This is a genomic window from Curtobacterium sp. 9128 (genome assembly GCF_007673775.1).
Classification (GTDB): domain Bacteria; phylum Actinomycetota; class Actinomycetes; order Actinomycetales; family Microbacteriaceae; genus Curtobacterium.
Map to the genome: position 1 here is coordinate 243,438 of NZ_VEAF01000001.1, position 24,715 is coordinate 268,152.

At 72.4% G+C, this 24,715-nt stretch carries 25 protein-coding genes and 5 tRNA genes; 16 read left to right on the top strand and 14 right to left on the bottom strand.

Translation table 11 applies throughout. From position 1 onward, the window contains the following. Window positions 1-91: 91 nt before the first annotated feature. From FS641_RS01105 to FS641_RS01115, 3 genes are read left to right on the top strand one after another with little or no spacing between them, the layout of a single operon-like run. Window positions 92-1,612, top strand: a complete 1,521-nt coding sequence (locus FS641_RS01105) for an aldehyde dehydrogenase (RefSeq protein WP_144758653.1) — start codon at window positions 92-94, stop codon at window positions 1,610-1,612. Beyond that, complete coding sequence (gene rfaE2, locus FS641_RS01110) at window positions 1,609-3,090, top strand: D-glycero-beta-D-manno-heptose 1-phosphate adenylyltransferase (protein ID WP_144758656.1); 1,482 nt, start codon at window positions 1,609-1,611, stop codon at window positions 3,088-3,090. Before FS641_RS01105 ends, rfaE2 begins: the two co-directional genes overlap by 4 nt. Before the next feature lie 17 nt (window positions 3,091-3,107). Continuing rightward, complete coding sequence (locus FS641_RS01115; protein WP_222122028.1) at window positions 3,108-3,974, top strand: glycosyltransferase family 2 protein; 867 nt, start codon at window positions 3,108-3,110, stop codon at window positions 3,972-3,974. Between the two features lie 19 nt (window positions 3,975-3,993). Here the strand turns inward: FS641_RS01115 and FS641_RS01120 are convergent, their stop codons facing one another. Next, complete coding sequence (locus tag FS641_RS01120) at window positions 3,994-4,416, bottom strand: SIP domain-containing protein (RefSeq protein WP_186317517.1); 423 nt, start codon at window positions 4,414-4,416, stop codon at window positions 3,994-3,996. Between the two features lie 128 nt (window positions 4,417-4,544). Between FS641_RS01120 and FS641_RS01125 the strand changes: the two genes are divergently transcribed. Together FS641_RS01125 and FS641_RS01130 are read left to right on the top strand one after the other, a co-directional pair. Further along, a complete protein-coding gene (locus tag FS641_RS01125; RefSeq protein ID WP_144758662.1) occupies window positions 4,545-5,138 on the top strand; it encodes a molybdopterin-dependent oxidoreductase in 594 nt (197 codons plus the stop codon). Next, window positions 5,135-5,941: an FAD-binding oxidoreductase gene (locus FS641_RS01130; protein ID WP_260855578.1), complete on the top strand. Its 807-nt coding sequence runs from the start codon at window positions 5,135-5,137 to the stop codon at window positions 5,939-5,941. The genes FS641_RS01125 and FS641_RS01130 overlap by 4 nt, the downstream gene beginning before the upstream one ends. A gap of 101 nt (window positions 5,942-6,042) precedes the next feature. On the opposite strand, the gene FS641_RS01135 is transcribed toward FS641_RS01130, so the two are convergent. Together FS641_RS01135 and FS641_RS01140 are read right to left on the bottom strand one after the other, a co-directional pair. After that, window positions 6,043-6,114: transfer RNA gene (locus tag FS641_RS01135), tRNA-Gly, on the bottom strand. Between the two features lie 96 nt (window positions 6,115-6,210). Next, window positions 6,211-6,897: a hypothetical protein gene (locus FS641_RS01140; RefSeq protein WP_144758665.1), complete on the bottom strand. Its 687-nt coding sequence runs from the start codon at window positions 6,895-6,897 to the stop codon at window positions 6,211-6,213. A 103-nt stretch (window positions 6,898-7,000) separates the two neighbouring features. Between FS641_RS01140 and FS641_RS01145 the strand changes: the two genes are divergently transcribed. After that, window positions 7,001-7,219 (top strand): hypothetical protein, encoded by a 219-nt coding sequence (locus FS641_RS01145; protein ID WP_144758668.1) that lies wholly within the window; start codon window positions 7,001-7,003, stop codon window positions 7,217-7,219. A gap of 95 nt (window positions 7,220-7,314) precedes the next feature. Here the strand turns inward: FS641_RS01145 and FS641_RS01150 are convergent, their stop codons facing one another. The 3 genes from FS641_RS01150 to FS641_RS01160 all read right to left on the bottom strand — a co-directional run bounded on the left by FS641_RS01150 (window position 7,315) and on the right by FS641_RS01160 (window position 8,774). After that, the gene (locus tag FS641_RS01150) at window positions 7,315-7,566 is read right to left on the bottom strand and encodes a DUF6458 family protein (RefSeq protein ID WP_144758671.1); all 252 of its coding nucleotides are present in this window, start codon (window positions 7,564-7,566) and stop codon (window positions 7,315-7,317) included. Between the two features lie 69 nt (window positions 7,567-7,635). Continuing rightward, on the bottom strand, window positions 7,636-8,346 hold the full coding sequence (gene mtnN, locus FS641_RS01155) for a 5'-methylthioadenosine/S-adenosylhomocysteine nucleosidase (RefSeq protein WP_260855579.1): 711 nt from the start codon (window positions 8,344-8,346) through the stop codon (window positions 7,636-7,638). A 50-nt stretch (window positions 8,347-8,396) separates the two neighbouring features. Next, complete coding sequence (locus FS641_RS01160; protein ID WP_144758673.1) at window positions 8,397-8,774, bottom strand: hypothetical protein; 378 nt, start codon at window positions 8,772-8,774, stop codon at window positions 8,397-8,399. A 121-nt stretch (window positions 8,775-8,895) separates the two neighbouring features. Between FS641_RS01160 and FS641_RS01165 the strand changes: the two genes are divergently transcribed. From FS641_RS01165 to FS641_RS01175, 3 genes are read left to right on the top strand one after another with little or no spacing between them, the layout of a single operon-like run. Continuing rightward, the gene (locus FS641_RS01165) at window positions 8,896-9,453 is read left to right on the top strand and encodes an RNA polymerase sigma factor (protein WP_144758677.1); all 558 of its coding nucleotides are present in this window, start codon (window positions 8,896-8,898) and stop codon (window positions 9,451-9,453) included. Beyond that, a complete protein-coding gene (locus FS641_RS01170; protein ID WP_144758680.1) occupies window positions 9,450-10,031 on the top strand; it encodes an Asp23/Gls24 family envelope stress response protein in 582 nt (193 codons plus the stop codon). The genes FS641_RS01165 and FS641_RS01170 overlap by 4 nt, the downstream gene beginning before the upstream one ends. A 9-nt stretch (window positions 10,032-10,040) precedes the next feature. Continuing rightward, complete coding sequence (locus tag FS641_RS01175; RefSeq protein WP_144758683.1) at window positions 10,041-10,460, top strand: hypothetical protein; 420 nt, start codon at window positions 10,041-10,043, stop codon at window positions 10,458-10,460. A gap of 103 nt (window positions 10,461-10,563) precedes the next feature. Here FS641_RS01175 and FS641_RS01180 read toward each other — a convergent pair whose 3' ends face one another. Next, window positions 10,564-10,887, bottom strand: coding sequence for a hypothetical protein (locus FS641_RS01180; RefSeq protein ID WP_144758686.1), 324 nt, complete (start codon window positions 10,885-10,887; stop codon window positions 10,564-10,566). 69 nt (window positions 10,888-10,956) lie between these two features. Then, window positions 10,957-11,541 carry a hypothetical protein gene (locus tag FS641_RS01185; RefSeq protein WP_144758689.1) on the bottom strand — a complete coding sequence of 195 codons (585 nt, stop codon included), beginning with the start codon at window positions 11,539-11,541 and terminating at the stop codon, window positions 10,957-10,959. A 160-nt stretch (window positions 11,542-11,701) separates the two neighbouring features. Between FS641_RS01185 and FS641_RS01190 the strand changes: the two genes are divergently transcribed. After that, a complete protein-coding gene (locus FS641_RS01190) occupies window positions 11,702-12,601 on the top strand; it encodes a hypothetical protein (RefSeq protein WP_144758692.1) in 900 nt (299 codons plus the stop codon). A 446-nt stretch (window positions 12,602-13,047) separates the two neighbouring features. Here the strand turns inward: FS641_RS01190 and FS641_RS01195 are convergent, their stop codons facing one another. Next, window positions 13,048-13,455 carry an ester cyclase gene (locus FS641_RS01195; RefSeq protein WP_144758695.1) on the bottom strand — a complete coding sequence of 136 codons (408 nt, stop codon included), beginning with the start codon at window positions 13,453-13,455 and terminating at the stop codon, window positions 13,048-13,050. Between the two features lie 254 nt (window positions 13,456-13,709). Beyond that, window positions 13,710-14,450: an SDR family oxidoreductase gene (locus FS641_RS01200; RefSeq protein ID WP_144758698.1), complete on the bottom strand. Its 741-nt coding sequence runs from the start codon at window positions 14,448-14,450 to the stop codon at window positions 13,710-13,712. On the opposite strand from FS641_RS01200, the gene FS641_RS01205 reads away from it, so the two are divergent. Beyond that, window positions 14,443-15,420, top strand: a complete 978-nt coding sequence (locus FS641_RS01205) for a helix-turn-helix domain-containing protein (RefSeq protein ID WP_260855648.1) — start codon at window positions 14,443-14,445, stop codon at window positions 15,418-15,420. The two genes, FS641_RS01200 and FS641_RS01205, sit on opposite strands and share 8 nt — an antisense overlap. Window positions 15,421-15,655: 235 nt before the next feature. Here FS641_RS01205 and FS641_RS01210 read toward each other — a convergent pair. The 3 genes from FS641_RS01210 to FS641_RS01220 form a co-directional block, all read right to left on the bottom strand. Continuing rightward, window positions 15,656-15,730: transfer RNA gene (locus FS641_RS01210), tRNA-Val, on the bottom strand. Window positions 15,731-15,754: 24 nt separating this feature from the next. Beyond that, window positions 15,755-15,828 (bottom strand) — tRNA-Cys (locus FS641_RS01215). 82 nt (window positions 15,829-15,910) lie between these two features. Further along, a tRNA-Gly gene (locus FS641_RS01220) sits at window positions 15,911-15,982 on the bottom strand. Between the two features lie 640 nt (window positions 15,983-16,622). Here FS641_RS01220 and FS641_RS01225 point away from each other — a divergent pair. The 5 genes from FS641_RS01225 to FS641_RS01245 all read left to right on the top strand — a co-directional run bounded on the left by FS641_RS01225 (window position 16,623) and on the right by FS641_RS01245 (window position 22,942). Then, window positions 16,623-16,695 (top strand) — tRNA-Val (locus tag FS641_RS01225). Between the two features lie 109 nt (window positions 16,696-16,804). Beyond that, the gene (locus tag FS641_RS01230; RefSeq protein WP_186317518.1) at window positions 16,805-18,307 is read left to right on the top strand and encodes a DUF3375 family protein; all 1,503 of its coding nucleotides are present in this window, start codon (window positions 16,805-16,807) and stop codon (window positions 18,305-18,307) included. Next, entirely contained in the window at window positions 18,304-19,065 is a 762-nt protein-coding gene (locus FS641_RS01235; protein ID WP_144758706.1) for a DUF4194 domain-containing protein, read from the top strand. The genes FS641_RS01230 and FS641_RS01235 overlap by 4 nt, the downstream gene beginning before the upstream one ends. Continuing rightward, on the top strand, window positions 19,062-22,493 hold the full coding sequence (locus FS641_RS01240) for an ATP-binding protein (RefSeq protein WP_144758708.1): 3,432 nt from the start codon (window positions 19,062-19,064) through the stop codon (window positions 22,491-22,493). Before FS641_RS01235 ends, FS641_RS01240 begins: the two co-directional genes overlap by 4 nt. Window positions 22,494-22,636: 143 nt before the next feature. Further along, window positions 22,637-22,942: a hypothetical protein gene (locus FS641_RS01245; protein ID WP_144758711.1), complete on the top strand. Its 306-nt coding sequence runs from the start codon at window positions 22,637-22,639 to the stop codon at window positions 22,940-22,942. A gap of 171 nt (window positions 22,943-23,113) precedes the next feature. Here the strand turns inward: FS641_RS01245 and FS641_RS01250 are convergent, their stop codons facing one another. Continuing rightward, on the bottom strand, window positions 23,114-24,583 hold the full coding sequence (locus FS641_RS01250) for a peptide MFS transporter (RefSeq protein WP_144758714.1): 1,470 nt from the start codon (window positions 24,581-24,583) through the stop codon (window positions 23,114-23,116). Between the last annotated feature and the right edge of the window lie 132 nt (window positions 24,584-24,715).

A 24,715-nucleotide genomic window follows, 5' to 3' on the forward strand; every position in this document is an offset into this window, starting at 1 on the left:
GTCAGCCGGAGAACGCGGTCCCGTGACCGACACCACCGCCCGAGAGCAGCATGGGGACTCTCCCGCTGCCTGTTGTCCCGGAAGGACGCGCATGACGCTCGAAGCACCCACCACGACCAGCGAGATCGTCGTCACCGACCCGGTTTCCGGATCGGTCGCCTCGACGACCTCGGTCGCGACGCCCGAGCAGGTGCACGACGCCGTGTCTCGCGCCCGTGCGGCGTTCCCGACCTGGTCGAGGACGGCTCCGGCCGACCGTGGTGCCCTGCTCCGGACCGCCGCCGAACACCTGCGCGCGCACGCCGACGAGCTGGCGGAACTGAACACACGCGAGACGGGCAAGGTCCCCGGAGACGCCCTCGGCGGCGTGGAGGCCGGCATCGGGACGCTCCTGCAGTACGCCGAGCTCGGCCCGGTCCACCGTGGCGAGGCCCTCCGCGGCCAGCACGGTGCCGCGGACTGGACGATCCCGCACCCGCGCGGCGTGGTCCTCGCGCTCACCCCGTGGAACGACCCGGTGGCCGTCGCGCTCGGCATCGTCGGCGCGGCCGTCGTGACCGGCAACACCGTGGTCCACAAGGGCAGCGAGCGCTGCCCGGCCACCATCGCCCGGCTCAACGAGCTCCTCGCCGAGGTCCTGCCCGACGGCGTGCTCGTCGGGGTCGACGGTGACGCCGCCACGGGTGAGGCGCTCCTCGCCGAGGACGGCATCGCCGTGTACGCGCACGTCGGCTCGACCGCGACCGGGGACCGCCTGGCCGAGGTGGCCACCGCGACGCGCGCGCACGTCATCCGCGAGAACGGCGGCAACGACGCGATCGTCGTCGATGCCGACGTCGACCCGACCTGGGCCGCCGGACAGGCAGCGCTCGGCGCCTTCGCGAACACCGGCCAGATCTGCACGAGCGTCGAACGCGTCTACGTCCACCGGGCGGTCGCCGCGGAGTTCGTCGAGGCCCTCGTCGCCGAGGCCGAGCGCCGCACCGCGCTGCCCGCCGCCGAGTACGGCCCCCTCGTGGACGACCGTCTCCGCCGCCTCGTGCAGCAGCACGTCGACGACGCCGTCACCCGCGGAGCAACCGTGCGCACGGGCGGCACGGTGCCCGAGGGCGCCGGCACCTTCTACCCCGCGACCGTGCTGACCGACGTGTCCGACGACGCGCTCGTGCTCGTCGAGGAGACCTTCGGTCCGATCGCGCCGGTCCGCGTGGTCGACTCCTTCGACGAGGGCCTCCGCCTCGCCGCTGCCGACCGGTACGGGCTCGCCGCCACCGTGCTCACGAACGACACCGCTGCAGCGCTCCGTGCCGCGGCGACCCTGCCCGTCGGCACGGTGAAGGTGAACGCCGTGTTCGGCGGGGCACCCGGCGGCAGCGCCGAACCGCGCGGGGCATCGGGCTCCGGGTTCGGGTACGGACCGCACCTGCTCGACGAGATGACGACCACGACGGTGGTGCACCTGGAACCGGCCACCCCGCGCACGACCGCCGCGGCCGGCACGACCGACGCCGCGCGCAGCACCGCCGAGCCTGGCACGACCGACACCGCGCCCGGCACCGCCGCCACCGACGCGGCCCCGGGTACCGCCGCCGCCGAGGGGTTCGACCGGTGACCGCCGACGTCCGCCTGGTGCGTCAGGTCGCCGGCCGCATCGGCGACCGCGAACCCCTCGTCGTCGTCATCGGCGACCCGATCCTGGACCGCTGGACCATCGGCGAGGCCGAGCGCGTGTCCCGCGAGGCTCCGGCCCCCGTCGTCCGCGTGACGGAGACCATCGCCGTCCCCGGCGGTGCCGCGAACACCGCCGTGAACGCCCGCGCCCTCGGTGCCCGCGTCCGCATGGTCGGCCTCATCGGCGACGACGAGGCCGGCGCCGTCCTCCGCGAACGGCTGACTGCCGCCGGTGTCGACGCGGACTTCCTGGTGGCCGTCCCCGGCGCCACGACGACCACGAAGACCCGGATCGTCGGCGGCGACCGGATCGTCGTCCGCGTCGACGACCTGGCCGCGACGCCGACCGACGACCACACCGACGAGCTCGCCGCCGCCGTGGCACGTGCGCTCGAGGGCGCCGACGCCGCCGTGGTGTGCGACTACGGCCTCGGCGTCACCCCGGAGTCGGTCCTGCCCGTCCTCGAGCGGGACCGCCCGGAGGTCGTCGTCGTCGACGCGCACGACCTGCGCGGCTGGAAGGACCTGCGTCCCGACCTCGTCACCCCGAACGCCGGCGAGGCCGTCGCCCTGCTCGGCACCGACCTCGGGCTGGGGTCCGCCCGCGCTGAGGCCGTCCTGGCGCACCGCGACGCGGTGTTCCGCGAGTCCGGCGCACGCGCGGCGGTCGTCACCCTCGACCGGAACGGCACCGTGCTCCTCGAACCCGGTGACGACCGCGGGTTCCGCACCCGCGCCACCCCGGCCTCCGAGCAGCAGGCGTCCGGCGCCGGCGACACGTTCTGCGCCGCGGCGAGCGTCGCCCTGGCGGTCGGGTGCGCTCCGCGTGAAGCCGTGCAGTTCGCGCAGGCGGCGGCCGACGTCGTCGTCCGGGAGGCCGGCACGTCCGTCTGCGACACCGCCGCGCTCCTCCGTTCGGTCGAGGCGCCGGCCGAGACGGTCGTCGACCACGACGACCTGGCCGCCGCCGTGGACGCTGCCCGTGCGGACGGCCGCCGCGTCGTCTTCACGAACGGCTGCTTCGACGTCGTGCACCGCGGTCACACCTCGTACCTGCGCCAGGCGAAGGAGCTCGGCGACCTGCTCGTCGTCGCGCTCAACGACGACGACTCCGTGCGTCGGCTCAAGGGCCCGGAGCGGCCGATCAACACCGCCGAGGACCGTGCCGGCGTGCTCGCGGCGCTGGCGTGCGTGGACCTGGTCACGGTGTTCGCGACCGACACGCCGATCCCGCTGCTCGAGCGCGTCCGTCCCGACGTCTACGTCAAGGGCGGCGACTACTCCCCCGAGATGCTCCGCGAGACCTCGGTCGTCGAGGCCTACGGCGGCGAGGTCGTGATGGTCGACTACGTCCCGGAGCACTCCACGAGCGCGGTCGTCCGACGCATCCGCGAGACCTCGGGCGGCGACGGGGCGTGATCGGGACGGTGACCCCGGTGGCCCGATGGTCCGGCGCCTGGGCATTGCCCGGAGGTCCGGACGGTGCGCCGGACGTCGACGTCCTGATCCCGACGGTCGGCCGCACCGCCGAGCTGGCCACGACCCTCGCCGGGCTCGCCGCGCAGACGGACGCCGCGTTCCGCGTCGTCCTGAGCGACCAGTCCGAACAGGGGGACGTGGCCGCCCGGCCGGCGGTCGCCGCCATGCTCCGCGTCCTGGAGGCGCAGGGCAGGTCCGTCACGCTCCTCGCGCACCCGGAGCGGCGGGGACTCGCCGAGCACCGGCAGTTCCTCCTGGAGCACGCGTCCGCCCCGGCGGTCCTCTACCTCGACGACGACGTGTGGCTGGAGCCCGGCACGGTGACCCGCATGCTCGACGCCCTCCGGACGCTCGGCTGCGGCTTCGTCGGCAGCGCGGTCCAGGGGCTGTCGTACCTGGACGACCGGCGTCCGCACGAGACGGCGCCGTTCCGGCCCTGGGAGGGACCGGTCGAACCCGAGGTCATCCGTCGCGGCCTCCCGGGCTTCGAGCGCTGGTCGCTGCACAACGCCGCGAACCTCGCGCACGTCGCCGCCGAGCTCGACGTGCGGCCCGGCGACTGGGTGCCGTACCACGTCGCATGGGTCGGTGCCTGCGTGCTCTACGACCGGCGGACCCTCGTCGAGGCGGGCGGGTTCGACTTCTGGCGCGACCTGCCGACGGGGCATGCCGGCGAGGACGTCGTCGCACAGTGGCGGGTGATGGAACGGGTCGGAGGCGCCGGCATCGTGCCCTCCGGTGCCGTCCACCTCGAGGCGCCGACCACCGTCACGGACCGGTCGGTCGACGCCCCCGACGTGGTGTTCGCGGACCCGACGGCCTGACCGGCGGGCGGGCCCTGCGCTACTCGCCGAACTCGACCTGCAGGGACTGCCCGGCGTCCGACAGCTCCAGCTGCACCGCCGCCCGGGCCTGTTCGACCCAGACGCTGTCCGAGCAACCGATCCACACGCTCGACAGCGGTTCGGCATCGGGACGGCACCACTCGCTGGCCCAGCCGATCAGCGCCGCGGCCAGCGCTTCGCCGTGGTCGGCGAAGCAGAGCGGTGCGACCGCCGACGGACGGTCGGTCCGCACGAGCCAGCTGACGGTGACCCGCGGCGGCGCCGGCAGGATGCGGACCTGTTCGGTGACCGCGACCTCGACGAAGACCTGACCGTAGGCGGTCTCGGGGAGTTCGGCGAGGCGGCGGTGGACCTCGTCGAGGTCCTCGACGGCGCCGGCGAGCATCACGTGGTGGTCGGGGCGTGGATCCGTGGTCGCCATGCAGCAAACGCTAGGGCGCTGCGGGCGCGCAGACAAGCCGCGACGCCCGATCCGCAGCCAGCACACACCGAACGGACGCGGGTGGGGCATGATCGAGGGACGCCTCCCCGACCGAGCAGGAGACCACGATGGCGACCTTCACACGCGGGTTCGGCGGACGCCGCCGCGATCGCGACGAATCGCGGCTCCCACCGGGCCAGACCCTCGTGCAGGACTGGCCGGTCCTCTCCGCCGGGGCGACCCCGCGGATCGCGCCCTCCGACTGGAGCTTCTCGATCCGGACCGAGCACGGGCTGACCGAGTGGACGTGGGACGACGTCGTGGCGCTCGGGGTGCAGGACGTCACGGTCGACATCCACTGCGTCACGCACTGGACGAAGCTCGACATGGCCTGGCGCGGCGTCCCGCTCGACGCGCTCTTCGCCCAGGTGGAGACGACGCAGACGTCCTGCATGGTGCACAGCTTCGGCGGCTACACGACGAACGTGCGGCTCGACGAGCTGCTCGGCGGGAAGGCGTGGATCGCGTTCGAGGCCGACGGCGCTCCGCTCACGCCGGAGCACGGCGGCCCGGCCCGGCTGCTCGTGCCGCACCTCTACTTCTGGAAGAGCGCCAAGTGGGTCCGCGGCATCGTCATGCAGGCCGATGACGAGCCGGGCTTCTGGGAGGCGAACGGCTACCACCTGCACGGGGACCCGTGGAAGGAGGAACGGTACTGGTGAACCCCGGACGACCGACCGGCCTGGAGGCACGGGGCGCCGCCGCCGCGTCCGTCCCGACGAGCAGACGGCCGGCCTGGCACGGCGCGACGGTCGCCGCCGTCGCCGCCGAGACCCCGTCGGCCCGACGCCTGGTCCTCGACGTCCCGACCTGGCCGGGCAACGACGCCGGGCAGCACCTCGACCTCCGCCTCACGGCCGAGGACGGCTACCAGGCCACGCGCTCCTACTCGATCGCGTCGAGCGGTCCCGGCACGCGCGTCGTGCTCGCGATCGACCGCGTCGACGACGGCGAGGTCTCCCCGTTCCTCGTCGACGACGTCGAGGTCGGCGATGCACTCGAGGTGCACGGCCCCCTCGGCGGCTGGTTCGTCTGGCGGCCGGAGCCGGCCTCGGAACGGGCACCGCGGCCCGTCCAGCTCATCGCCGGCGGGTCCGGCATCGTGCCGCTCGTCGCGATGGTCACGGCGCACCGGGAGGCGGCGGACCCGGCCCCGTTCCGGCTGCTCTACGGCGTCCGGACCCCGGACGACGTCTTCTTCCGCTCGGAGCTCGCCGCGGCGGTCGCCGGCCCCGCTCCGCTCGACCTGTCGATCGTGTTCAGCCGCCGAGCACCGGACGGATCGACGATGCCCGCGGGGCGCCTGACCCGGGACTCCCTCGCGGCGGCGGTGTTCCCACCCGACGCGGGAGCACTCGTGTACGTGTGCGGGTCGACCCCGTTCGTCGAGCAGGTGCTGCGCTGGCTCGGCGAGCTCGGACACGACACCGCTGACGTCCGGGCGGAGCGGTTCGGCGGCAGCTGACGACTGCACACGGCTGCGATCCGCTTTCCGGTCCTCGGAAACCACGAAACCCCGACCGGAGTCGGGGTTCGTGGGGGGCCGGGTGGAGCCGGCGGTTCCCGAGCGGATGACGAGATTCGAACTCGCGACCCTCACCTTGGCAAGGTGATGCGCTACCACTGCGCCACATCCGCATCGCGCGACCTGTCGGACGCGCAGGTCGAGCATACCCGTCCCCGGGCGCGGAACCGACTCGTCCGACCGGACCGGGCGTGTCCGCCGGGCACGTGTCAGCCGGCGGCGCCCGGCTGGGGCAGTTCCTGTCGGACGCCGGCGGCGACCGCGATCGAACGGACCTGCGCCGCGAGCTGGTCGCCCTGCAGGTGTTTGGCGAACCCGACGACGGTCCGGTACAGGGGCAGGTCCACCTCGGTCCACTGTCCGTTGTCCACGATCACCCGGAGCGCGTCCACCGACCCGAACGTGTACCGGCCTGCCGCCGCGGTCTCTCCGTTCGCGACGGCCCGGATGACGGCCCGCGGGATGCCGAGCACCAGGCGCGGGCTGCTGCCCCCGACGTAGACGCCGATCCCGTTGTGGTCGGCGACCACGGTCGCCTGCCCCCGGCGGGGCACGTCGCCCTCCGGTGTCGAGCCGAGCATCGCCGCCGTCCGCCGGACGTCGACGGCGACGTCCTTCGAGAACAGCGCCCGGGCGAGGAGCGCGCCGGGATGCCGTTCGGCGAGCGCTCGCTCGCGACGAGCGGTGTTCGCGTTCTGGACGGCGAGCACGATCTCGAGGACGGCGAAGATGCCGACGGCGTACAGCAGCAGCGTGCCGACGACCGCACCGGTCGACATGCCGTCCTCGTGCTCGCGCCAGGCCAGGAAGCCGAACCGCAGCACCAGGTAGCCCGCCACGACGACGATGCCGATCAGTCCGCCACGCCGTCGGCTCGTTCCCTTGTCGTTCCCCACGCCGACACCCTAGGACGTGGCGGCACCGGCCCGCGCGGACCTGCGCGGTCCCTCAGGCGTGGCTGCTCGGGCGGAGCGGGGCGTCACCGTGTTCACTGGTGGCATGAGCGACTTCGTGAAGGACGTGCGCGACGAGGGCCCCGTCGAACCCGAGGCGCACGGGGTGGACCTGGTCGAGGGCGACGAGCCGGCGGTGCGCATCCTCGTGCGTGGCGAGCTCGAGGAGACGCTCCAGCACGACGGTCGGACCTGGCGGATCACCGACGAGACCCACGACGCCGGTGACGCTCCCGCGATCCGGGTGTTCCGTCCGGCCGACTGACCGAATGCACGGCTGGCCAGCCGGTCGCACCGTCGGTCACGGACGTGACGCTGCGGTCGCGTCCGTGACCGGCGGCGCTCAGTGGGTGCTGTCGCTCAGTAGGTACCGTCGCGACGCTCTTGGCGGGTGACCTGCTCGCCCGACGCCGGGTCCACGCCGGCGCGGGTCGTGGTGGTCGTGCGTCGACCGCCGAACGCGACGGCGAGGCTGATGATCAGCAGGACGACGCCGGCTGCCATGAGGATGTAGCCGATGAGGTTGAGGTTGAGGCCTGCCACCTGGTAGTCGACCGCGAAGGCGACGATGGCGCCGATCACGATGAGGGCGATGCTCGTTCCGATGCGCATGGGGTGCTTCCTTCTCCGGGGACCCCGACAGTACCCATCAGCGGGGCAGCGTGACCGGAACGACGGACGTCAGGCGGCGAGACCCACCACGACGTCGTGCACGACCGTCGCCGCCCGCGCCGCCGCGTCGTCGAGGTGCAGCCGGAACTCGTCGCCGTCGGGCGCGCAGAGGTCGCTGATGCCCCGCACGGACAGGAAGGGCATCGCGTGCACGTGCGCGAACTGGGCGATCGCCGCCGACTCCATGTCGACCGCGGCGACCGCGGGGAACGCCTCGCGGAGCACGCGGGCCCGTTCCTCGGTCACGAACACCTCGCTCGACCCGATCGTCCCCGCCCGGAGCGGATGCGGGACGTCCGCTGCCAACGCGAGCGCCACGAGACGGTCGTCGGGGGCGTACCCGGTCGGCATGCCTGGTACCTGCCCGAGGGCGTAGCCGAACGCCGTCGCGTCCGCGTTGAGGTTGACGTAGCGGTCCCCCATGACGACGTCGCCGATCGCCACGCCGTGCATGAGTCCGCCGGCGGTGCCGACGCTGATCACCGGGACCGGGCCGAAGTCGTGGTAGCAGTGCGCCACCGCGGCCGTGGCGTTCGTGAAGCCGATGCCGCTCCGCTGGACGGCCACCGTCCGACCCGCGACGTCGAGCAACCGGTGGCCGTCGTGTCCACCGACGGGTCCGTAGGCAGCGCTCACGCCGCCCACGAGGTCCGCGAACGCGGCGACCTCTTCGCTCATCGCCGCGATCACCACGGCGACCGGTGCTGCCCGTTCGTCCACCGCACGATCCTGCCACACGGCCGCTGGCGACCGGGACACGGACGCCGCGGTCAGCTGCGGCCGGTCAGCGCGCCCCACGCCCGGCTGAACGGGTTCTTCCGGCGCTGCCACCCGTGCTCCGCCAGGACCCGCTTCATCGGACCGCTCACCCAGCTGCTGCTGAAGGTGAAGAAGCCGCCGTCCTCTGGCCAGTTCCGGGAGCTCATCGACGCCTTGTAGAGCCCACTGTCGAGGAGCGTGACGTGCCAGTTCCACGTCGCGCCGCCGAGCAGGGTGAGGCCGCCGTCGCCGGCCGGCTGCCCGGACAGGTCCACACGCCAGGTCCCGGTGATCCGGTCGCCGTCGGCGGTGACGACGATGGGGTGCTCGCCCTGCCCGGTGAGGGCGAGGAGCGCGGCGGTGACGTCGGACTTCGGCGCTGGCTGCATGGGGACCAGTCTGGACGAAGAACGCACGTCCCGGGCCGCTCCGGGCGTTTCCCGGGAGTCGGGTGCATGGTGGGGCGAGAACCGCCGGCACTCCGGCTCGACGCCGAACCGGAAGGTGGGGATGGACCACGACGATCCCCTCGCGGGCGCTGCGGACGCGACCCTCGTGGTGCGCGCCGCCGACGGCGACGTCCGCGCGTTCGAGGTGCTGGCACGCCGCCACGGCCCGGTGGCGCGGCTCTACGCCGAGCAGGTGCTCGGGTCGAACCTCGAGTCGGACGACGTCGTGCAGGACGCGTTCCTCACCGGCTGGCGGCGATTGTCGGACCTCAACGACCCGGGGCGCTTCCGTTCGTGGATGATGCAGATCGTCACGAGGAAGGCGCTCGACCGGCTGCGACGCCGTCGGCACCACGACGACGTCGACGCGGTGGACCAACCGAGCTCGAGCGCCCGGCAACCGGAGCGTATCGTCGAGGCGCGGATGCAGCTCGACGCGATGTGGGTTGCGCTCGACGGACTGCCCGCCGACCAACGGCGGTGCTGGCTCCTCCGGGAGACCGCCGGGTACAGCTACCAGCAGATCGCCGAGGAGCTCGAACTGCCGGTGTCGACGGTCCGCGGGCTCCTCGCCCGCGCGCGTCGCACCCTGACCGCGGAGATGGAGGCGTGGCGATGAGCGACATCGACGACGCCGCCGTGCCCGAGGACGACCTCGACGGCCACACCATCGAGGAGCTCGCGGACTACCTCGACCGCGACCGGACGCCCAGGGACCCGAGCATCGAGGACTCCGCGACGTGCCGCCTCGCCCTCGACAACATGGCGCGACTCCGCGAGCTGTCCCGCGGCGCCCTCCAGCGCCGGGCCGAGTCGCAGCCCGACCCCGACACGTCGTGGATCGACCGCCTGCTCGAGACGATCCGGTCCGAGGTCCGGCCCGGACGGGACGTCCCGATCGCGCACCCCGACCCGCGGCTCCGCCTGGCGATGACGGAGGCGGCCGTCCGCGGACTCGTCCGTCGGACCGGCGACACGACGGGCGACGTGGTGATGGGCTCGTGCACCCTCGAGGGCGACGTGGGCGAACCGGGGGCGCCGGTGCACGTCCGCGTCACCGCCGGACTCGTCTACGGAGCACCCGCCGTCGAGGTCGCCGATCGCCTCCGCGCGAGGATCGTCGCCGCGCTCGAGCGACACACCGACCTGACCGTGGCGTCCGTCGACGTCGTCTTCGACGACGTCACCCTGCCGTAGGAGCACCAGATGCGCGACGAAGCCCTCTCCCGGGCGCTGACGAGCCGGATCCGCAGCGTGGACGGCGTCGTGGCCGTCCACCCGCCGAGAGCGATCGTGCAGGCGGCGGCGGAGGTGGTCGCCGGCACGCTGGCCCTCCGAGCGCCGGACGTGCTGGTCGACGTGCACCGCGACGGGTCGTCGCTCCGGGTCGTGACCGGCATCGCGGTGGACGACGCCCGTCCCGCGAAGGACACCGTCCGCGAGGTCGGCGAACGCATCCGCGACCTGGTCGACGAGCACGAGGGCGTCCCCGCCGGCCTCGTCGACGTCACCGTCCGTCTCGTCGAGGGTGTCGGCGGCGCGGCCGCGGAGCGGACGGCGTCCGAAGCCGACGGGTCGGACGCCGACGGGTCGGTCGCTGACGGCTCGGTCGCCACGGCGGGCTGACCGCGCGCGGCCCTGGACCGGAGCAGGCACCCGACGCCAGGCACGGGTCGGGCCTGCACCGTGCCTCCCGTCCGGCGGTCCGCCGCGCGCCGTCCGGAACCGGTCAGAGCTGATTGAGCAGCGACAGGACGTACCCGGCAGCGAGGAGTTCGACGACGCAGAGGAGCGCGCCGACCCCGCCGACGACGGCACCGGCCGCGGAGGACCGGCGCCCGAGCCGCGCGTCGCGGGCCCCGACGACGACGGCGGCGATGCCGAGGACGACGCTGGCGAGCACCCAGAACTGCAGCAGCATCGTCGCGACGTAGATCTGGACGTTCTGGAGCGCGAGCGTCACGACCACGCTGAGCACGACGGCCGGTGGACCCGAGACGGCCAGCCACGCCATCGTCCAGGCCCGCGACCGGTGCTGCACGACGTCGGTCATCGGATCCCCCTTCGTCCCCGGCTGGCAGTGTAGCCGCGACGGGCCGTCCGGCCGGCCGCGCGTGGGTGCTCAGGGGTGGTGGTGCACCCAGGTCCACCGTCCGCCGAAGTCGGCGCGGAGGGCCCCGAGGAGCTCCGGTACGAGGTCCCAGCCGTCGTCGGAGGTGACGATCCCGAGCGGGCTGACGACGATGCTGCCCGAGGTGTCCTGGTCCCCCATGAGCGCGGTCCCGCCACAGTCCGCGCAGGTCAGGGTCGGCTCCGGTCCCTCGAGCCAGGCGTTGAACGCGGCCCAGAACGGCTCGTCGGCGAACGGCGTCCCGCAGTACCGGCAGTCGGAGGGACCGGTGCTGTCTCCGAGGTACCAGATGCGGTGGTCCTCGTCGTGGGGTACGTGGACGTAGATGAACGACCACCGCGGGTCGTGGCGCGGGTCGTCCCACTCGGTCGGGCGCACGGTGAACCCCGGACCCAACCTGTCGGCGGGGAGGGACAGCACGCCCCGGCGGCTGTTGGGCGGGAAGTCGTCGACGGCGTCGGGGTCCGGCACCGCGAACCGACGGTCGCGCAACCAGGTACGGAGGCGCTCGGCGACCGCTTCGGCGTCCTCGGGGGCGACGTCGAGGGCGAGGATCTGCTGGTGGGACTCACTCATCGGACACCACCCGCTGTGGACGTCGAGCGGGTGGTGTCCATCGTGGCGTTCATCGTCGAGACCCTACCGGGAGCCGTCCCGCTCCCCGTCGTGTGTCTTCCGGAACAGATCCCCCTCGCGACGGACGTGCCGACCGGGGTGATCGGGCAGAGTGGTGCTCGTGTGGGGAGTCCGGTGGATCGCGGCCGCGGTCGTGGGGGCCGCGGTCGTGTCCACCGCCGCCGGGTGTTCGTCGTCCGGCTGGTGCCGACCGCTGGAGCCCGGACCGACGGTGACCGCCTCGTACGCGCCGACGGCCGACCGGCTCGCCACGCTGCCCGGTGTGACGGACGTCGACGCGACGTACCGACAGCCGGACGACTCGCACTGCGTGTCCCGGAAGTCGCTGCAGAACGCGCCCTGGTCCGCGGACTTCACGGTGCACGTCCGCTCCGGGTTCACGCTCGAGCAGGTGGACCAGGTGCGGGCAGCGCTCGGGTCCTCCACGGCGACCGTGCACGCTGCCCGGGGAGACGGTGTCGCCGCCTGGGAGCTCGCACTGCCGGCGTCCCGGTCGCTCGGGTCCACCCCGTCGCCGGGCGACCCTCCGCTGGTGACCGACGCGGACGGGTACCGGCTGGTGACCGAGGCGGCGCTGCTGCCGGGCGTGACCGTCGCCCAGCAGGGCGCGACGGCCATCACGATCCGGGTCCGGACACCCGCGTCCGTCGCGGCCGCCGTTGCCTGGCTCCGCGCCCACGTCACCGATCCGACCGACTCGTGGGTGTACGTCGGGACGTCGACGTCGTGGACGTTGTCCACCGGGGTCACCGGGCTGTTCGGTGTCGCGGACACCACCATCGCCACGGCGACCGGCGTCCTCGAAGCCCACCCGGGGATCACCCGACTCAACGTCGGAGGGACGCTGGTGACCGCTGTCGCACCCACCGAGGCCGATGCGGAGGACGTCGTCGCCGCGTTCGAGCGGACCGCGCCCGACCGTGCCGGGCAGACGGTCGCGGCGTGGTGGCCGGACGGGAACGGCACGAAGGTGTCGGGCGTGGTCGGGTCCGCGCGGTAGACGTCGGGTTCGCCCGATGTCGCCGGGTCCGCCCGATGTCGCCGGGTCCGCCCAGTCAGGTCGGGTCCGCTCGATGTCGTCGGGTCCGCCCAGGAGACCGGGGACTTCCGTGGTGGGCGGCTGACCGGTCCCGTGTCGGGGAACGACGCCTCCGCCCCCGCCCCTCGTGCCCGCTCAGGTCCGCGCGCAGGGACTCGGCCGCGCTCGGCGCGGGCCTCCCGCCACCGGTCCGGAGCTTCCAACGCCCGTCCGGCGTAACCACGCCACTCGGACCCGGTCGAGCGATCTCGTGGCCGTGCGCTGTTCGACTGGAGGACCGCCCCAGCCGAGGCATCCGGTGTTCGTCTGGCGAGCTGTCCCGGCAGATCCCGTGCGCACGCTTGCAGCGCTCGGAGACGAGGCCCACCGGCGCCGATCCTCGACCACGGGAGCCTCGACGTGCTCCCTCACACCTGACCGACCGTGAGGAGGTCACGCAACCTGGCATCGAGGTCGCCGCGGCAGGTCCGCAACCTCCCTTCCACGACTTCGTAGAACACCAGTTCCTGCACTGACACGGAACGCCCGGTGGCGGGGATGCCGTGGAACTCGTGGCGATGTGTCCCAGATCCGTGGACGATCGCGCCGATCCACTGCCCGTCGATCACGAGTCGTTCCATGCGCCATCGGTAGTCCGGGAAGGCATCGGTGATCGCTACAACGCCCGCCACGTACTCGTCCAGCCCTGACGCCGACCCGTCGGCCGCTCCGTCGACATCCTGGTGCACGTAGTGACGGAGGTCGTCGAAGCGCCGGTCGTTGCACGCGGCAAGATAGGGCTCGTACCACTCGCGTCGCATCTCGTCATGAGTCACGGGCTCACCTTAGGCGTCGGCTGCCGAGGCGGACCCGATCGTCGCTCGTGGACGATCGACCTCCCGGACGTGATGACCGCGAGGTCGGTGCCCGACCTCGCCTCTTTCCGAGGCGCCGGGGCACATCGCCGAGTTCGCCCGCTCGGCGAGCGGGAGCATCTCCTCGTCCGTTGCGACGCGGACCGCGCGGACGCAGCCGCGGTCGCCGGGTGGGCCGGGCCCGCACGGCGACACCGCACGGGCTCCGGATGACCTCAGCGACCAGGGAGGGTGTTCAACGACTGCGACCGCTGTTCGAGGAGCTGGGCGTAGGTTCCGTCGCGCTCCGCCCACCGCAGCGCCTGAGCACGTTCAACGACGATCTCGTTCGGCGTCGGCGTCTGGGCCAGGAGCCCGAGGACCTCGTCCAGGAACGCGTCGAGCGGGAGCGCGTTCGGGTTGACCTTCTCCTGCCCCGCGGTTGCGACCGCCGGCGGTACCAGTTCGGTGACACCGACGCCGGTGCCGGCGAGGTGCGCGCGAAGGGACACCGAGTAGGCGTGCACGGCGGCCTTGGAGGCCCCGTACGTCGCCATGAGGGGGAAGGGCATGAACGCGATGCCGGAGGTGACCGTGATGAAGTCGCCGCGACGTTGATCGATGAGATGGGGCGTGAATGCATCGAGGACGCGGATGGTGCCGAGCAGGTTGACGGTGATCGTGGTCTCCGCCTGCTCGATGTGGGCCGGGTCACGGAGGTCCTCGAGGATCATCACGCCGGACATCGTCACGACGAGGTCGAGGTCCGGGTGCGCGGCGAGGACCTCGTCGCGGGCACGATCGATCGACGCGGGGTCCGCCACGTCGATGGCGACGGTTTCCAGCCCCTCGACGCGTTCCGTGTTGCGACCGCCGACGATGACGGTGGAGCCGGCGTCGGCGAAGCGGCGTGCGAGGCCGTGGCCGATGCCCGAGGTTCCTCCGACGATGAGGACGGTTCGCTTGGTGATGTCCATGTCAGTCTTCTTCCTGTCTGATGACCGGTACGACACTGATCCTCCGGATCGTCACCGGTACCGAGAAGGCCCCCGTGATCCGGGGTGTGCCAGGACCCCCTCAAGTGGCCGCATCGTCGTTAGCGTGAAGTCCATGGACGAACGAGCCGACGAGAACCGCCTCGGTCAGTACCTGATGGCGCGCCGCGCGCTCATCGCGCCCGAGCAGGTCGGGATGCCCGCCGGATCGAAGCGGCGCGTCCCGGGTCTGCGCCGTGAAGAGGTCGCGTTGCTGTCCGGGATCAGCGCTGACTACTACCTCCGCCTCGAGCGGGGCCGCGACGACAACCCGTCGTCGCAGGTCCTCCAGGCCCTTGCCAGAGCCCTCCTGTTGGACGAGGTCGAGACCGACTACCTGCTCGGCCTCGCGACCAAACGACCACGCAGTCGACGTCCGCGGCGCATGGAGCGAGTCCCCCAGCGGCTGCAGCATCTGCTCTCCGCGCTCGACATGCCCGCGTTCGTCGAAGGGCGCTACTTCGACGTCCTCGCTGCCAACAGGTCGGCAACGGACCTGTCCCCACGCCTCGCGCCCGGACACAACCGGCTCCGATCGCTGTTCCTGGACCCGGAAGAGCGCGAGTTCCACACTGACTGGGGCCGGGCAGTGACCGATGCGGTGGCGGCGTTCCGGCACACCGTCGGCGACGACATCGCTGACCCTCGGGCGGTCGAACTCGTCGGGGAGCTCTCCCTCGCCAGCGCTCGATTCCGAGCCGTCTGGGCACGGCAGGACGTGCGTCCACTCGAAGGGAACACGACGGAGGTGCACCACCCCGTCCTCGGCGCCCTCAGGCTCAACCGAGAGAAGCTTCCCGTCAGTGGGCTCGTCCTCGTCGTGTACTACCCGGATCAGGACAGTGACACTGCCGAGAAGCTGCGCATGCTCGCTTCCCTCGGCCAGACCGAGCGCAACCTGTCGACGCCCTGAGGGTCACCACGCCGCATCACCGACGTCCAGCCGGTGTTGCCGTTCCCCGACGGACCGGTGATCCGTTGCCGCCGACAGGCGTGGAGCTCGGTCGTCGCGGCGGGTGCCCCGGGCCCGTCGAACACGCGCCGACGCGTTGATCGAACCACCGGAGCAGCCGTGCCGAGTCGGCGGATCGGTCCGTCCAGCCGGCTTCCGGAACGGCGAAAGCCCCCGGACATCCGGGGGCTTTCTGTGGTGGGCGATACTGGGATCGAACCAGTGACCTCTTCCGTGTCAGGGAAGCGCGCTACCGCTGCGCCAATCGCCCAGAAGTCTCCGCCGAGGCAGAGTCTGGAGGTGGGGACGGGATTCGAACCCGCGTGGACGGCTTTGCAGGCCGCTGCCTAGCCTCTCGGCCACCCCACCATCGAGGTTCACGTCTCCGTGAGTACCCGAACGGTGGGATACCCTCTGGTGAGAAACCGGGACCCGAGGGAACCGGTACTCGAGCGGATGACGAGATTCGAACTCGCGACCCTCACCTTGGCAAGGTGATGCGCTACCACTGCGCCACATCCGCATGTCGTGTCCGCTCTCGCGGCGACTCGTAAACTGTATCCGACTCCGGGGCGATTCTCCAAAATCGTTCCTGTTCACCGGGCGTGTCCCCCGAGTTCACGCGGAAGTAGGCCCCTTCGCACCGTGCTCGTCCGCGGCGGCGGCGGCGACGGCGGCGTTCCACGCACCGTACTCGTGCGTGGTGGCGGCGTTCCTGGCACCGTGCTCGGTCGTGGCGGCGGCACTCCACGCACCGTGCTCGTCCGCTCAACCGGTGCACCCCTGCCAGCCCCGTGCGCCGCCCTTGCCGCGCACCGGCCGGCGAACGCCGCACCAGGGGCAGCGGCTGCGGCGAACCCCGCACCGTGCTCAGCGGCGGCGGCGAGCCCGCACCGTGCTCGCCCGCGCAACCGGTGCGCCCCTGCCAGCCCCGTGCGCCGTCCTTGCCGCGCACCAGCCGGCCAACGCCGCACCACGGGCAGCGGCCACGGCGAGCGGCGTCGACAAATGCCGCACCGCGCGCAGCAGGACGGGGCAGGGCCCAGCAGGAACGGGCAGGCCGGAACGACCCCCTACCCACTACCCACGACGCGCGCGAGCACGAGGCTCGGTTCGGCAGGGCGGCCGACATCCGCTACTATCGATCCGCACGCAAGTGCAGGGGGCGATTGGCGCAGTTGGTAGCGCGCTTCGTTCACACCGAAGAGGTCATCAGTTCGAGTCTGGTATCGCCCACCCCAAGAGCCCGACGCACACCGCGTCGGGCTCTTCTCGTCCCGCGACGATGACCGGACACGACCACCAGCCACGAGAACCTCGACACGAGACACAGAGCAAGGGCAGCATGACCGACGTCGACCTCGAGTACGCCCGCGTGCGCGCCGTGCTCGACCGCCCGACGCTGCGCCTGATGTCCCGCCCGACGAGTGCCGTCGTGCTCGCGGTCTTCCGGACGGTGTTCGACCGCGACGTGCAGTACGTCCCCGCCGACCGGATGCACCTGCAGGTCGAGGAGCACGTCATCCGGCTGCAGGCGACCGGCGCCAGGGTCCCGGCGAGCGAGAACCCGCAGGACGACGACAAGCGCCCGAACGGCCGCGCCCTCTGCCGCGAGTGGGTCGCCGCCCAGTGGCTCGTCCGCTCCAACTCCCCCGACGGCGACGAGCAGTACTCGCTGACGAGCCACGCGCTCGAGGCGTTGAGCCTCGTCGACGCCCTCTCCGCCGACCGCGCCCTGATCAGCGAGAGCCGCCTGGCGATGATCGTCGACGCCGTGCACCGGTGGGCGGCCCGCGCGGAGCCGGACCCCGACGTGCAGATCCGCCGGATCGACGCGCAGATCGCCGAGCTGCAGGCCGAGCGCGACCGCCTGGCGACCGGCGACGCCCCGACGACGGTCGACGACGACCGGATGCGCGACGGCTACACGAACATCACCGACCTGATCCGGCAGCTCCCGAGCGACTTCAAGCGCGTGGAGGAGGCGGTCGCGTCGATGCACCGCGCCATCGTCGAGGACTTCCGGAACGAGGTCCGCCCGATCGGCGAGATCCTCGACGACTACCTCGCCCGTACCGACACGCTGATGGAGTCGACGCCGGAGGGCCGCGCGTTCGAGGGCGCCTTCGAGCTCCTCCGCGACGACGCCCTGCTGCTCCGTCTCCGCGACGACATCACGACGATCCTCGAGCACCCCTTCGCCACGTCGCTGAGCGCGGCGGAACGACGGACCTTCCGCAACACGGTGAGCATCCTCCGGCAGGGCATCGAGGACGTCCTCGCCCAGCGCCGACTGCTCACCGGCACGCTCCGCGACCAGATCGTCGCGCACGACGTCGTCCGCGACCGCGAGCTCGACGCCGTCCTGCGCAGCGTCAACCGCCGGCTCGCGACGCTCATGGAAGACGGGAGCGCGCGTGGAACCCTTCCGCTCGAGCTCCTGCCGCCGGTCGCCGAGGTCGGCACCTTCCGCGAGCGGTTCTACGACCCGGACACCGAGGCCGTCCCACCGCCGATCGAGGAGCCGGACGACGACGTCTTCGATGACATCGACGTCGCCTCGCTCCGACGGCACGGCGGACCGCTCCTCACCGAGCTCCGCGCCGCACTGCGGTTCAGCACCGCCCCGACGAGCGACGGCGCGTTCCACGAGCTCCCGGCGGAGCAACGCCGCCCCGTCGAGCTGTTCGGCCTCGCGCACCTGCTCACCGGACGCGACGACTTCGAGGCGGCAGCCACCGCAGTCCGCCACCACACGGTGCGCCCGGACGGCACGACGATCGCGTTCACCATGCCCACGGCCGCGCTCGGCCCGTCGGCAGACGACACCACCCTGGAGGCTCGGTGACCGACACGACGACCGGTCCCGTCGACGAGACGGACCGCTTCGACGACCCCGCCGACGTCGAGCAGGACGTCGACCGTGACGAGTCCAGCTTCGCCCTCTTCGAGGGCGACGAGGGGCGGCTCGACGAGCCGCAGCGACGCGCCCTCGTCGCACTCCTGCGGCACTCGTACATCAGCGCCCGCACGCACGCCGACGAGTGGCGCGCGGTGCTCGACGCGGAGTTCCAGCTCCGGTCGCGGCTGAACGACCTGTTCCTCGAGCTGCACGTGGACCGCGACCGCGAGGTGGCGTGGAAGCGCCAGGCGCGCTCGGAGAGCCAGCGCCGCGGGTTCCCGACGCTGCTCCGCGACGTGCCGTACACGCGCGAGGAGACGATCGTCCTCGTCTACCTGCGGATGCGACTCCGCGCCGACGCCCGGCCCGGCCCGGACCAGGTCGTCGTCGACCGGTCGGAGATCCTCGGACACGTCGCCGGCTTCCGTCCGGCCACGGCCACCGACCGGACGCGTGACGAGGCCCGCGTCGCCAAGGCGGTCGACCGCCTCGTCACGGCGCGGGTCCTGCTGCGGACGAGCGACCCGGACCGCTTCCGGATCGCGAGCGTCGTCGAGGTCCTGCTCCCGCTCGAGCGGCTGCTGGAACTGGACCGATGGCTCTCCGAGGTGACCACCGCGAGCGGTGACGGGTCCGACGGGGCCGGGCCGAGCCTCCCGTCCGACCTGGACGGCGACGAGACCGACGAGGAGGAGTCCGCGTGACCGACTTCCGGACCGACACCGCCGGCATGCCGGCGCTCTTCGACACCGTCGCCCAGTGGCGCGCGGAGTCCATGCAGGTCGTCAACTGGGGCGGGTTCCACGGCCACCGCCAGGTCGAGCTGTCCGGCACCGCGACGCTCATCTCCGGCGCCTCCGGGACGGGCAAGTCGACGCTGATGGACGCCTACCTGGCCGTGATGATGCCGTCCGACGTGCCGTTCAACGGCGCCTCGAACGACGCGACCACCGGTCGGGCGCGCAGTGCCGACCAGCGCAACCTGCTCACCTACCTGCGGGGCAAGGTCGACACCCGACGTGACCCCGAGTCCGGGGCCCTGCGTGACGTGAACCTCCGCGGCGACGACACCGCGACGTGGGGCGCGGTCGGGGTCACGTTCCGGAACGACGACGAGCGGCGCTTCACGGTGCTCCGCGCCTACATCGTGCCGAAGCGTGCACGAGGGGTGGGCGACATCCAGATGACGATGGCGACGGTCGACGACGACTTCGACCTGCGGCGCCTCGAGGACTTCGTGCCGTCGCGCTTCAGCCACCTCGAGCTGACCGGACGTGTCCCGGGGCTCGTGATCCGGGACACCTACCAGGAGCTGGCGTACACGCTGCAGACCCGGCTCGGCATCGGCGACTCCGGCGGCGGGAACCGGGCGATGCGCCTGCTCGCGCGCATCCAGGCCGGGCAGCACATGCCGACGGTCGACTCGCTGTACAAGTCACTCGTGCTCGAGACACCGGGTACGTACGAGGCCGCCGACCGGGCGCTCGCCCACTTCGCCGCGCTCGACGAGGCGTACGAGGCGATGGACACCGAGGAACGCAAGGTCGCGATCCTCTCCCCCATCACCGAGCTGCACCTCGAGATCGAACGGTCCCGCGCGGCCGCGGCGGCGCTCGACGGGATCGCCACCGGGTCCGAGGTGTCGCCGTTCGCGCACTGGACCGCGACCAGGAAGCGGGCGCTGCTCGACGACGAGGTCGACCGGAACGCGCGTGAGCGCACCGTGGCACGAGCCGAGGTCGAGGCCGCGTCCGCGCGGCACGGTGCCGTCGAGATCGAGCTACGCGAGGCCGAGGCACGGCTCCGTGACTCCGGCGGCAACGCGCTGGCGCAGCTCGAGGACCGCATCGACCGTCGGACCCGGGAGCGCGAGTCCGTGCTCCACGCCCGCGAGGCCTTCGAAGCGAGGACGGCGCTGCTCGGGCCCGTCCCGACGACCGAGTCCGCGTTCGGCGCCGCGCAGCGCGAGTCGCACGAGTTCCTCGGGACCTTCGGTGCCGCGCGCACCGCACTGGACGAGCGTCGCGACGCGCTGACCCGCGAGGAGTACCCGCTCCTGGACCGCGAGCGGTCGCTCCGACAGGAGCGTCAGTCACTCGAGCACCGGCAGGGCGCGATGCCGCTGCCGATGCACGAGGCCCGGGTCGCGATGGCGAACGCCGCGGGGATGGACCCGGCGTCGCTGCCGTTCGTCGCGGAGCTCCTCGACGTCCTGCCGGGCGAGGAGCGGTGGCGCACCGCGATCGAGTCGGTGCTCGCGCCCGTCGCCCGCACGCTGCTCGTCGACCAGGACCGGCTCGACGACTTCAGCGCCGCGATCGACGCGCTGCGCCTCGGCGTCCGCGTGCAGTTCGAGGGCGTGCCGGCAGGACCGCACCTCGACCTGGACGGCGACCCGGCGATGGTGTCCGGCAAGCTCGCGATCAAGGACTCCCCGTTCAGCACGTGGGTGCGCTCCCGGATCGAGTCCGACCGCATCGACGCCCGGTGCGTCGAGTCGGCCGCTGAACTCGGCGGCGGCGGTCGGCGCGTGACGGAGTCCGGCCAGCTCCGCGACGGCCGTCGGGGCGCGCACGGCGACCGGCGTCAGGCGAACGTCATCGGCTTCACGAACGAGGCCAGGGTCGTCGCCGTGGAGACCGAACTCGCGTCGATCGCCCAGGACCTCGCGACGCTGGAGGCACGCCGCACCGACGTGGCGCAGGACATCGCCGCGCTCGACACGCTCCGTGCCGCGCACCAGCACCGGGTCGACACGACGTGGGAGCGCATCGACGTCACCGGTGTCGACGAGGCACTCGCCCGGCTCGGCGCCGAGCGCGACGCCGTCCTCGCCGCCGACGACGGGCTCCGCACCCTGCGGGCATCGGTCGCCCGGCTGCGTGCATCGCTCGACGAGGCCTCCGACCGCCGCTCGGCCGCACGGCTCACGGTGCAGCGGCTCGAGGAACGCCACGCGGTGCTGGTCGACGGGCAGGACGCCGCGGCCGAGATCCTCGCGCGCTTCGACGACGCCCCGGCAGCACTGCCGGACGACGAGCAGGCGCGGCTCCTCGCCGAGACCTTCGAGGAGGTCGGCGTCCCCGACGGCGTCGACGGCTTCGACGACGCCACCAGGCGCCTCCGTCGCCGACTCGAGGAACGGCTGTCCCAGGCCCTCGACGGCGCAGCGGCCGCATCGAACGCGCTCACCCTGACGTTCCAGCGGTACCAGGACGCGTGGCCCGACCCGAACACGGGCACCGGCGTCGCGTCGTACCCGGACTACCGCGCGATCCTCGACCAGATCGTCGCGACCGGGCTGCACGCACGCCGCAGCGAGTGGCGTCGTCGCCTGTCGCAGTGGAGCGGCGAGGACCTCGTGCCGCTCGCCGGGGCCTTCGACCGTGCGGTCGTCGAGATCGAGGAGCGCCTCGAGCCGGTCAACGAGATCCTCCGCGACCTGCCCTTCGGCGCGAACCGCGACCGCCTGAAGATCGTCATCCGCCGGGTCACGCGCGAGGACGTCGTGCAGTTCCGCCGCGAGCTCCGTGCGCTGTCGGCCTCCGTCGACGCCGAGCTGACCGACGACGTGCTCGAGACCCGCTTCCGCCGACTCCGTCGGTTCATGGCGGTCATCCGTGCCGACGGCGACGCCCCCCGAGGGCGGACCACGCAGCGTGACGCCGTGCTCGACGTCCGGCGGCACATGGAGATCACGGCCGTCCGCTACGACACGGACGGCAACGACCTCGGTGTGTACTCGTCGCTCGGCGACAAGTCCGGCGGCGAGACGCAGGAGCTCGTGGCCTTCATCGTCGGTGCCGCACTGCGCTACCAGCTCGGCGACGAGACGCGGCCGCGACCCCGGTTCGCGCCGGTGTTCCTCGACGAGGCGTTCATCAAGGCGGACTCGGAGTTCGCCGGGCGTGCCGTGACGGCGTGGCTCCGGCTCGGGTTCCAGCTCGTGGTGAGTGCGCCGCTCGACAAGGTCACGGCGCTCGAGCCCTCGATGGAGCGACTGCTGTCGATGCGGAAGCACCCCGACACGGGGCACTCGGCGATCACCGAGATCCGGCGGGTGCCGGACGCTGCGCCGAACGCCGGGGTGCGCGCCGAGGTGGGCGCCGAGGTGGGCGCCGAGGTTCCGTAATTACGGAACCTCGATGCGGGCGCGCGGCGGGTCGTGGAACCCCGGCGGAACTGAGCGGCGAGTCGTGGAACCTCCGTGCGGGGCACTCGCGGCAGGGACACGCGCTACGCCGACCCGGAGCACCGGCACGGTACGGTGACGGCGTGATCTGGAACCGGAAGCGCCGCCCCATGCCCGCGCAGCCCCGAGGAGCGCTCGGCATCGGGGCCCTCGTCCGCGTGGTGGACGTCACCGACGGCGGCGAACAGTGGGTCGAGGCCGACGGCAGCCCTGAGCCGATCGGCCTCATCGTCGCACCCGGCGGCAACCAGATCGTCGGGTACCCCGGGGTCGGTGAGCCCCTGTCGTGGACGGTCGCGTTCGACGAGCCCGTGTACACGAAGGACGGCCGCGGCCCCTTCGAGCGCGCGACCGTCCTGAGTCGTCAGCTGGTGCCGGTGGAGGGCTAGTACTCCTCGGAACCGCTCTTCATCATGGCCGAGAGCGCCATGCACGTGAAGACGCCACCGACGACGCCGATGCCGATGATGACGGCTCCGATGAGCTCCAGCATGTGATATCTCCTCGTTCTGACGGCCGGCGGGATGCGGTGCCCGCCTGCCGATGTGGCTGGTCCCAGGCTATCGGATCCCGCGCATCAGGCGGAGCACCGGTCGGGTCGTGGCCAGCAGGACCACGCCGACCGCGACGGCGACGAGGCCGAGGACCGCGAAGTACGGTGCCTCGTGCCGCGGGTCGTAGTACTTCGACAGCACGCCGGTGACCGCGGTGCCGAGCGACACCGAGAGGAAGAACAGCGCCACCATCTGGGTCTGGAACTTCGGCGGGGCGAGCTTCGTCGCGACGGACTGCCCGATCGGCGACAGCAGGAGCTCGGCGATCGTGAAGACGAGCAGGATCCCGACGAGGACGAGCACGGGCGTGCCGTTCCGGCCGGTGCCGACGAACGGCAGGAACAGCAGGAACGCGATGCCCATGATCCCCGTGCCGAGCGCGAACTTCGTCGGGGTGGACGGCTGCCGGTCGCCGAGCTTGGTCCAGATCGCGGCGAACACACCGGACAGCACGATGATCATGATCGGGTTGATCGACTGCACCCACGACACCGGCATCTCGAAGCCGAAGAGGCTCCGGTCGAGGCGCTGGTCGGCGTAGATCGTCACGACGGTGAACTGCTGCTGGTACAGCGACCAGAACACGGCACTGCCGATGAACAGCGGGATGAAGGCGAACACCCGCGATCGTTCGTCCTGGGTGAGTCCGCTCGACAGGATGACGACGAAGTACGCGATCGCGGCGACGACCACGATGGCGACGACGACCACGGGCAGGTTGCCCACGTTGAGCAGACCCGTCAGGACGGCGGCGACCACGATCACGAGTGCGACCGCCACGAGCACGCCGACCAGCGGCCGCCGGCGGCGCTCGAGCGGGTTGGTGACGCGCCGGACGACGTCAGGGAGCTTCCGGCGGCGGATGCCGTACTGCACGAGCCCGGCGGCCATCCCGACCGCGGCGAGCCCGAACCCGAAGTGGAAGCCGAGGGACGACTGCAGCAGACCGGTCAGGATCGGACCGAAGAACGCGCCGATGTTCACGCCGAGGTAGTAGAGCGAGAACCCGGCGTCCCGGCGCGGGTCCTCCTTCGTGTACAGGCCACCGACGATCGTCGTCGCGGTCGCCTTGAGGCCGCCCGACCCGAGCGCGATGAGCACGAGGCCGACACCGACGCCGACCGCCCCCGGCAGGAGCGCGAGTGCGACGTGGCCGCCCATCACGACGATCGCGCTGGCGAACAGGGTCCGGTCGGCACCGATCAGCCGGTCGGAGATCCACGCCCCGATGATCGTGAACAGGTACACCGCGCCGCCGTACGCCCCCATGATCCCGGTCGCGGTGTGCTCGTCGATGCCCAGGCCGCCCCGGGCGACGGAGTAGTACATGTACAGCAGGACGATGCCCTGCATGCCGTAGAACGAGAACCGCTCCCAGAGTTCCACCGCGAAGGGTGTCGAGAGTTCGAACGGCTGCCCGAAGAAGGTGCGCTCGCGCCGCTGGGTGTCTGGCCCGGAGGCCGTGGTGCGTGACATGCCAGCCAGTCTGCCCGGCGTCCGGACGCGGTGCCCAGTCGCCGAGGGATCCTCGCCCGCGACACCATCGCCGCGTCCGGCGACCATCGCCGCGCCCAGCGACCACAACGGCACCCGACGGCCATCGCGGCG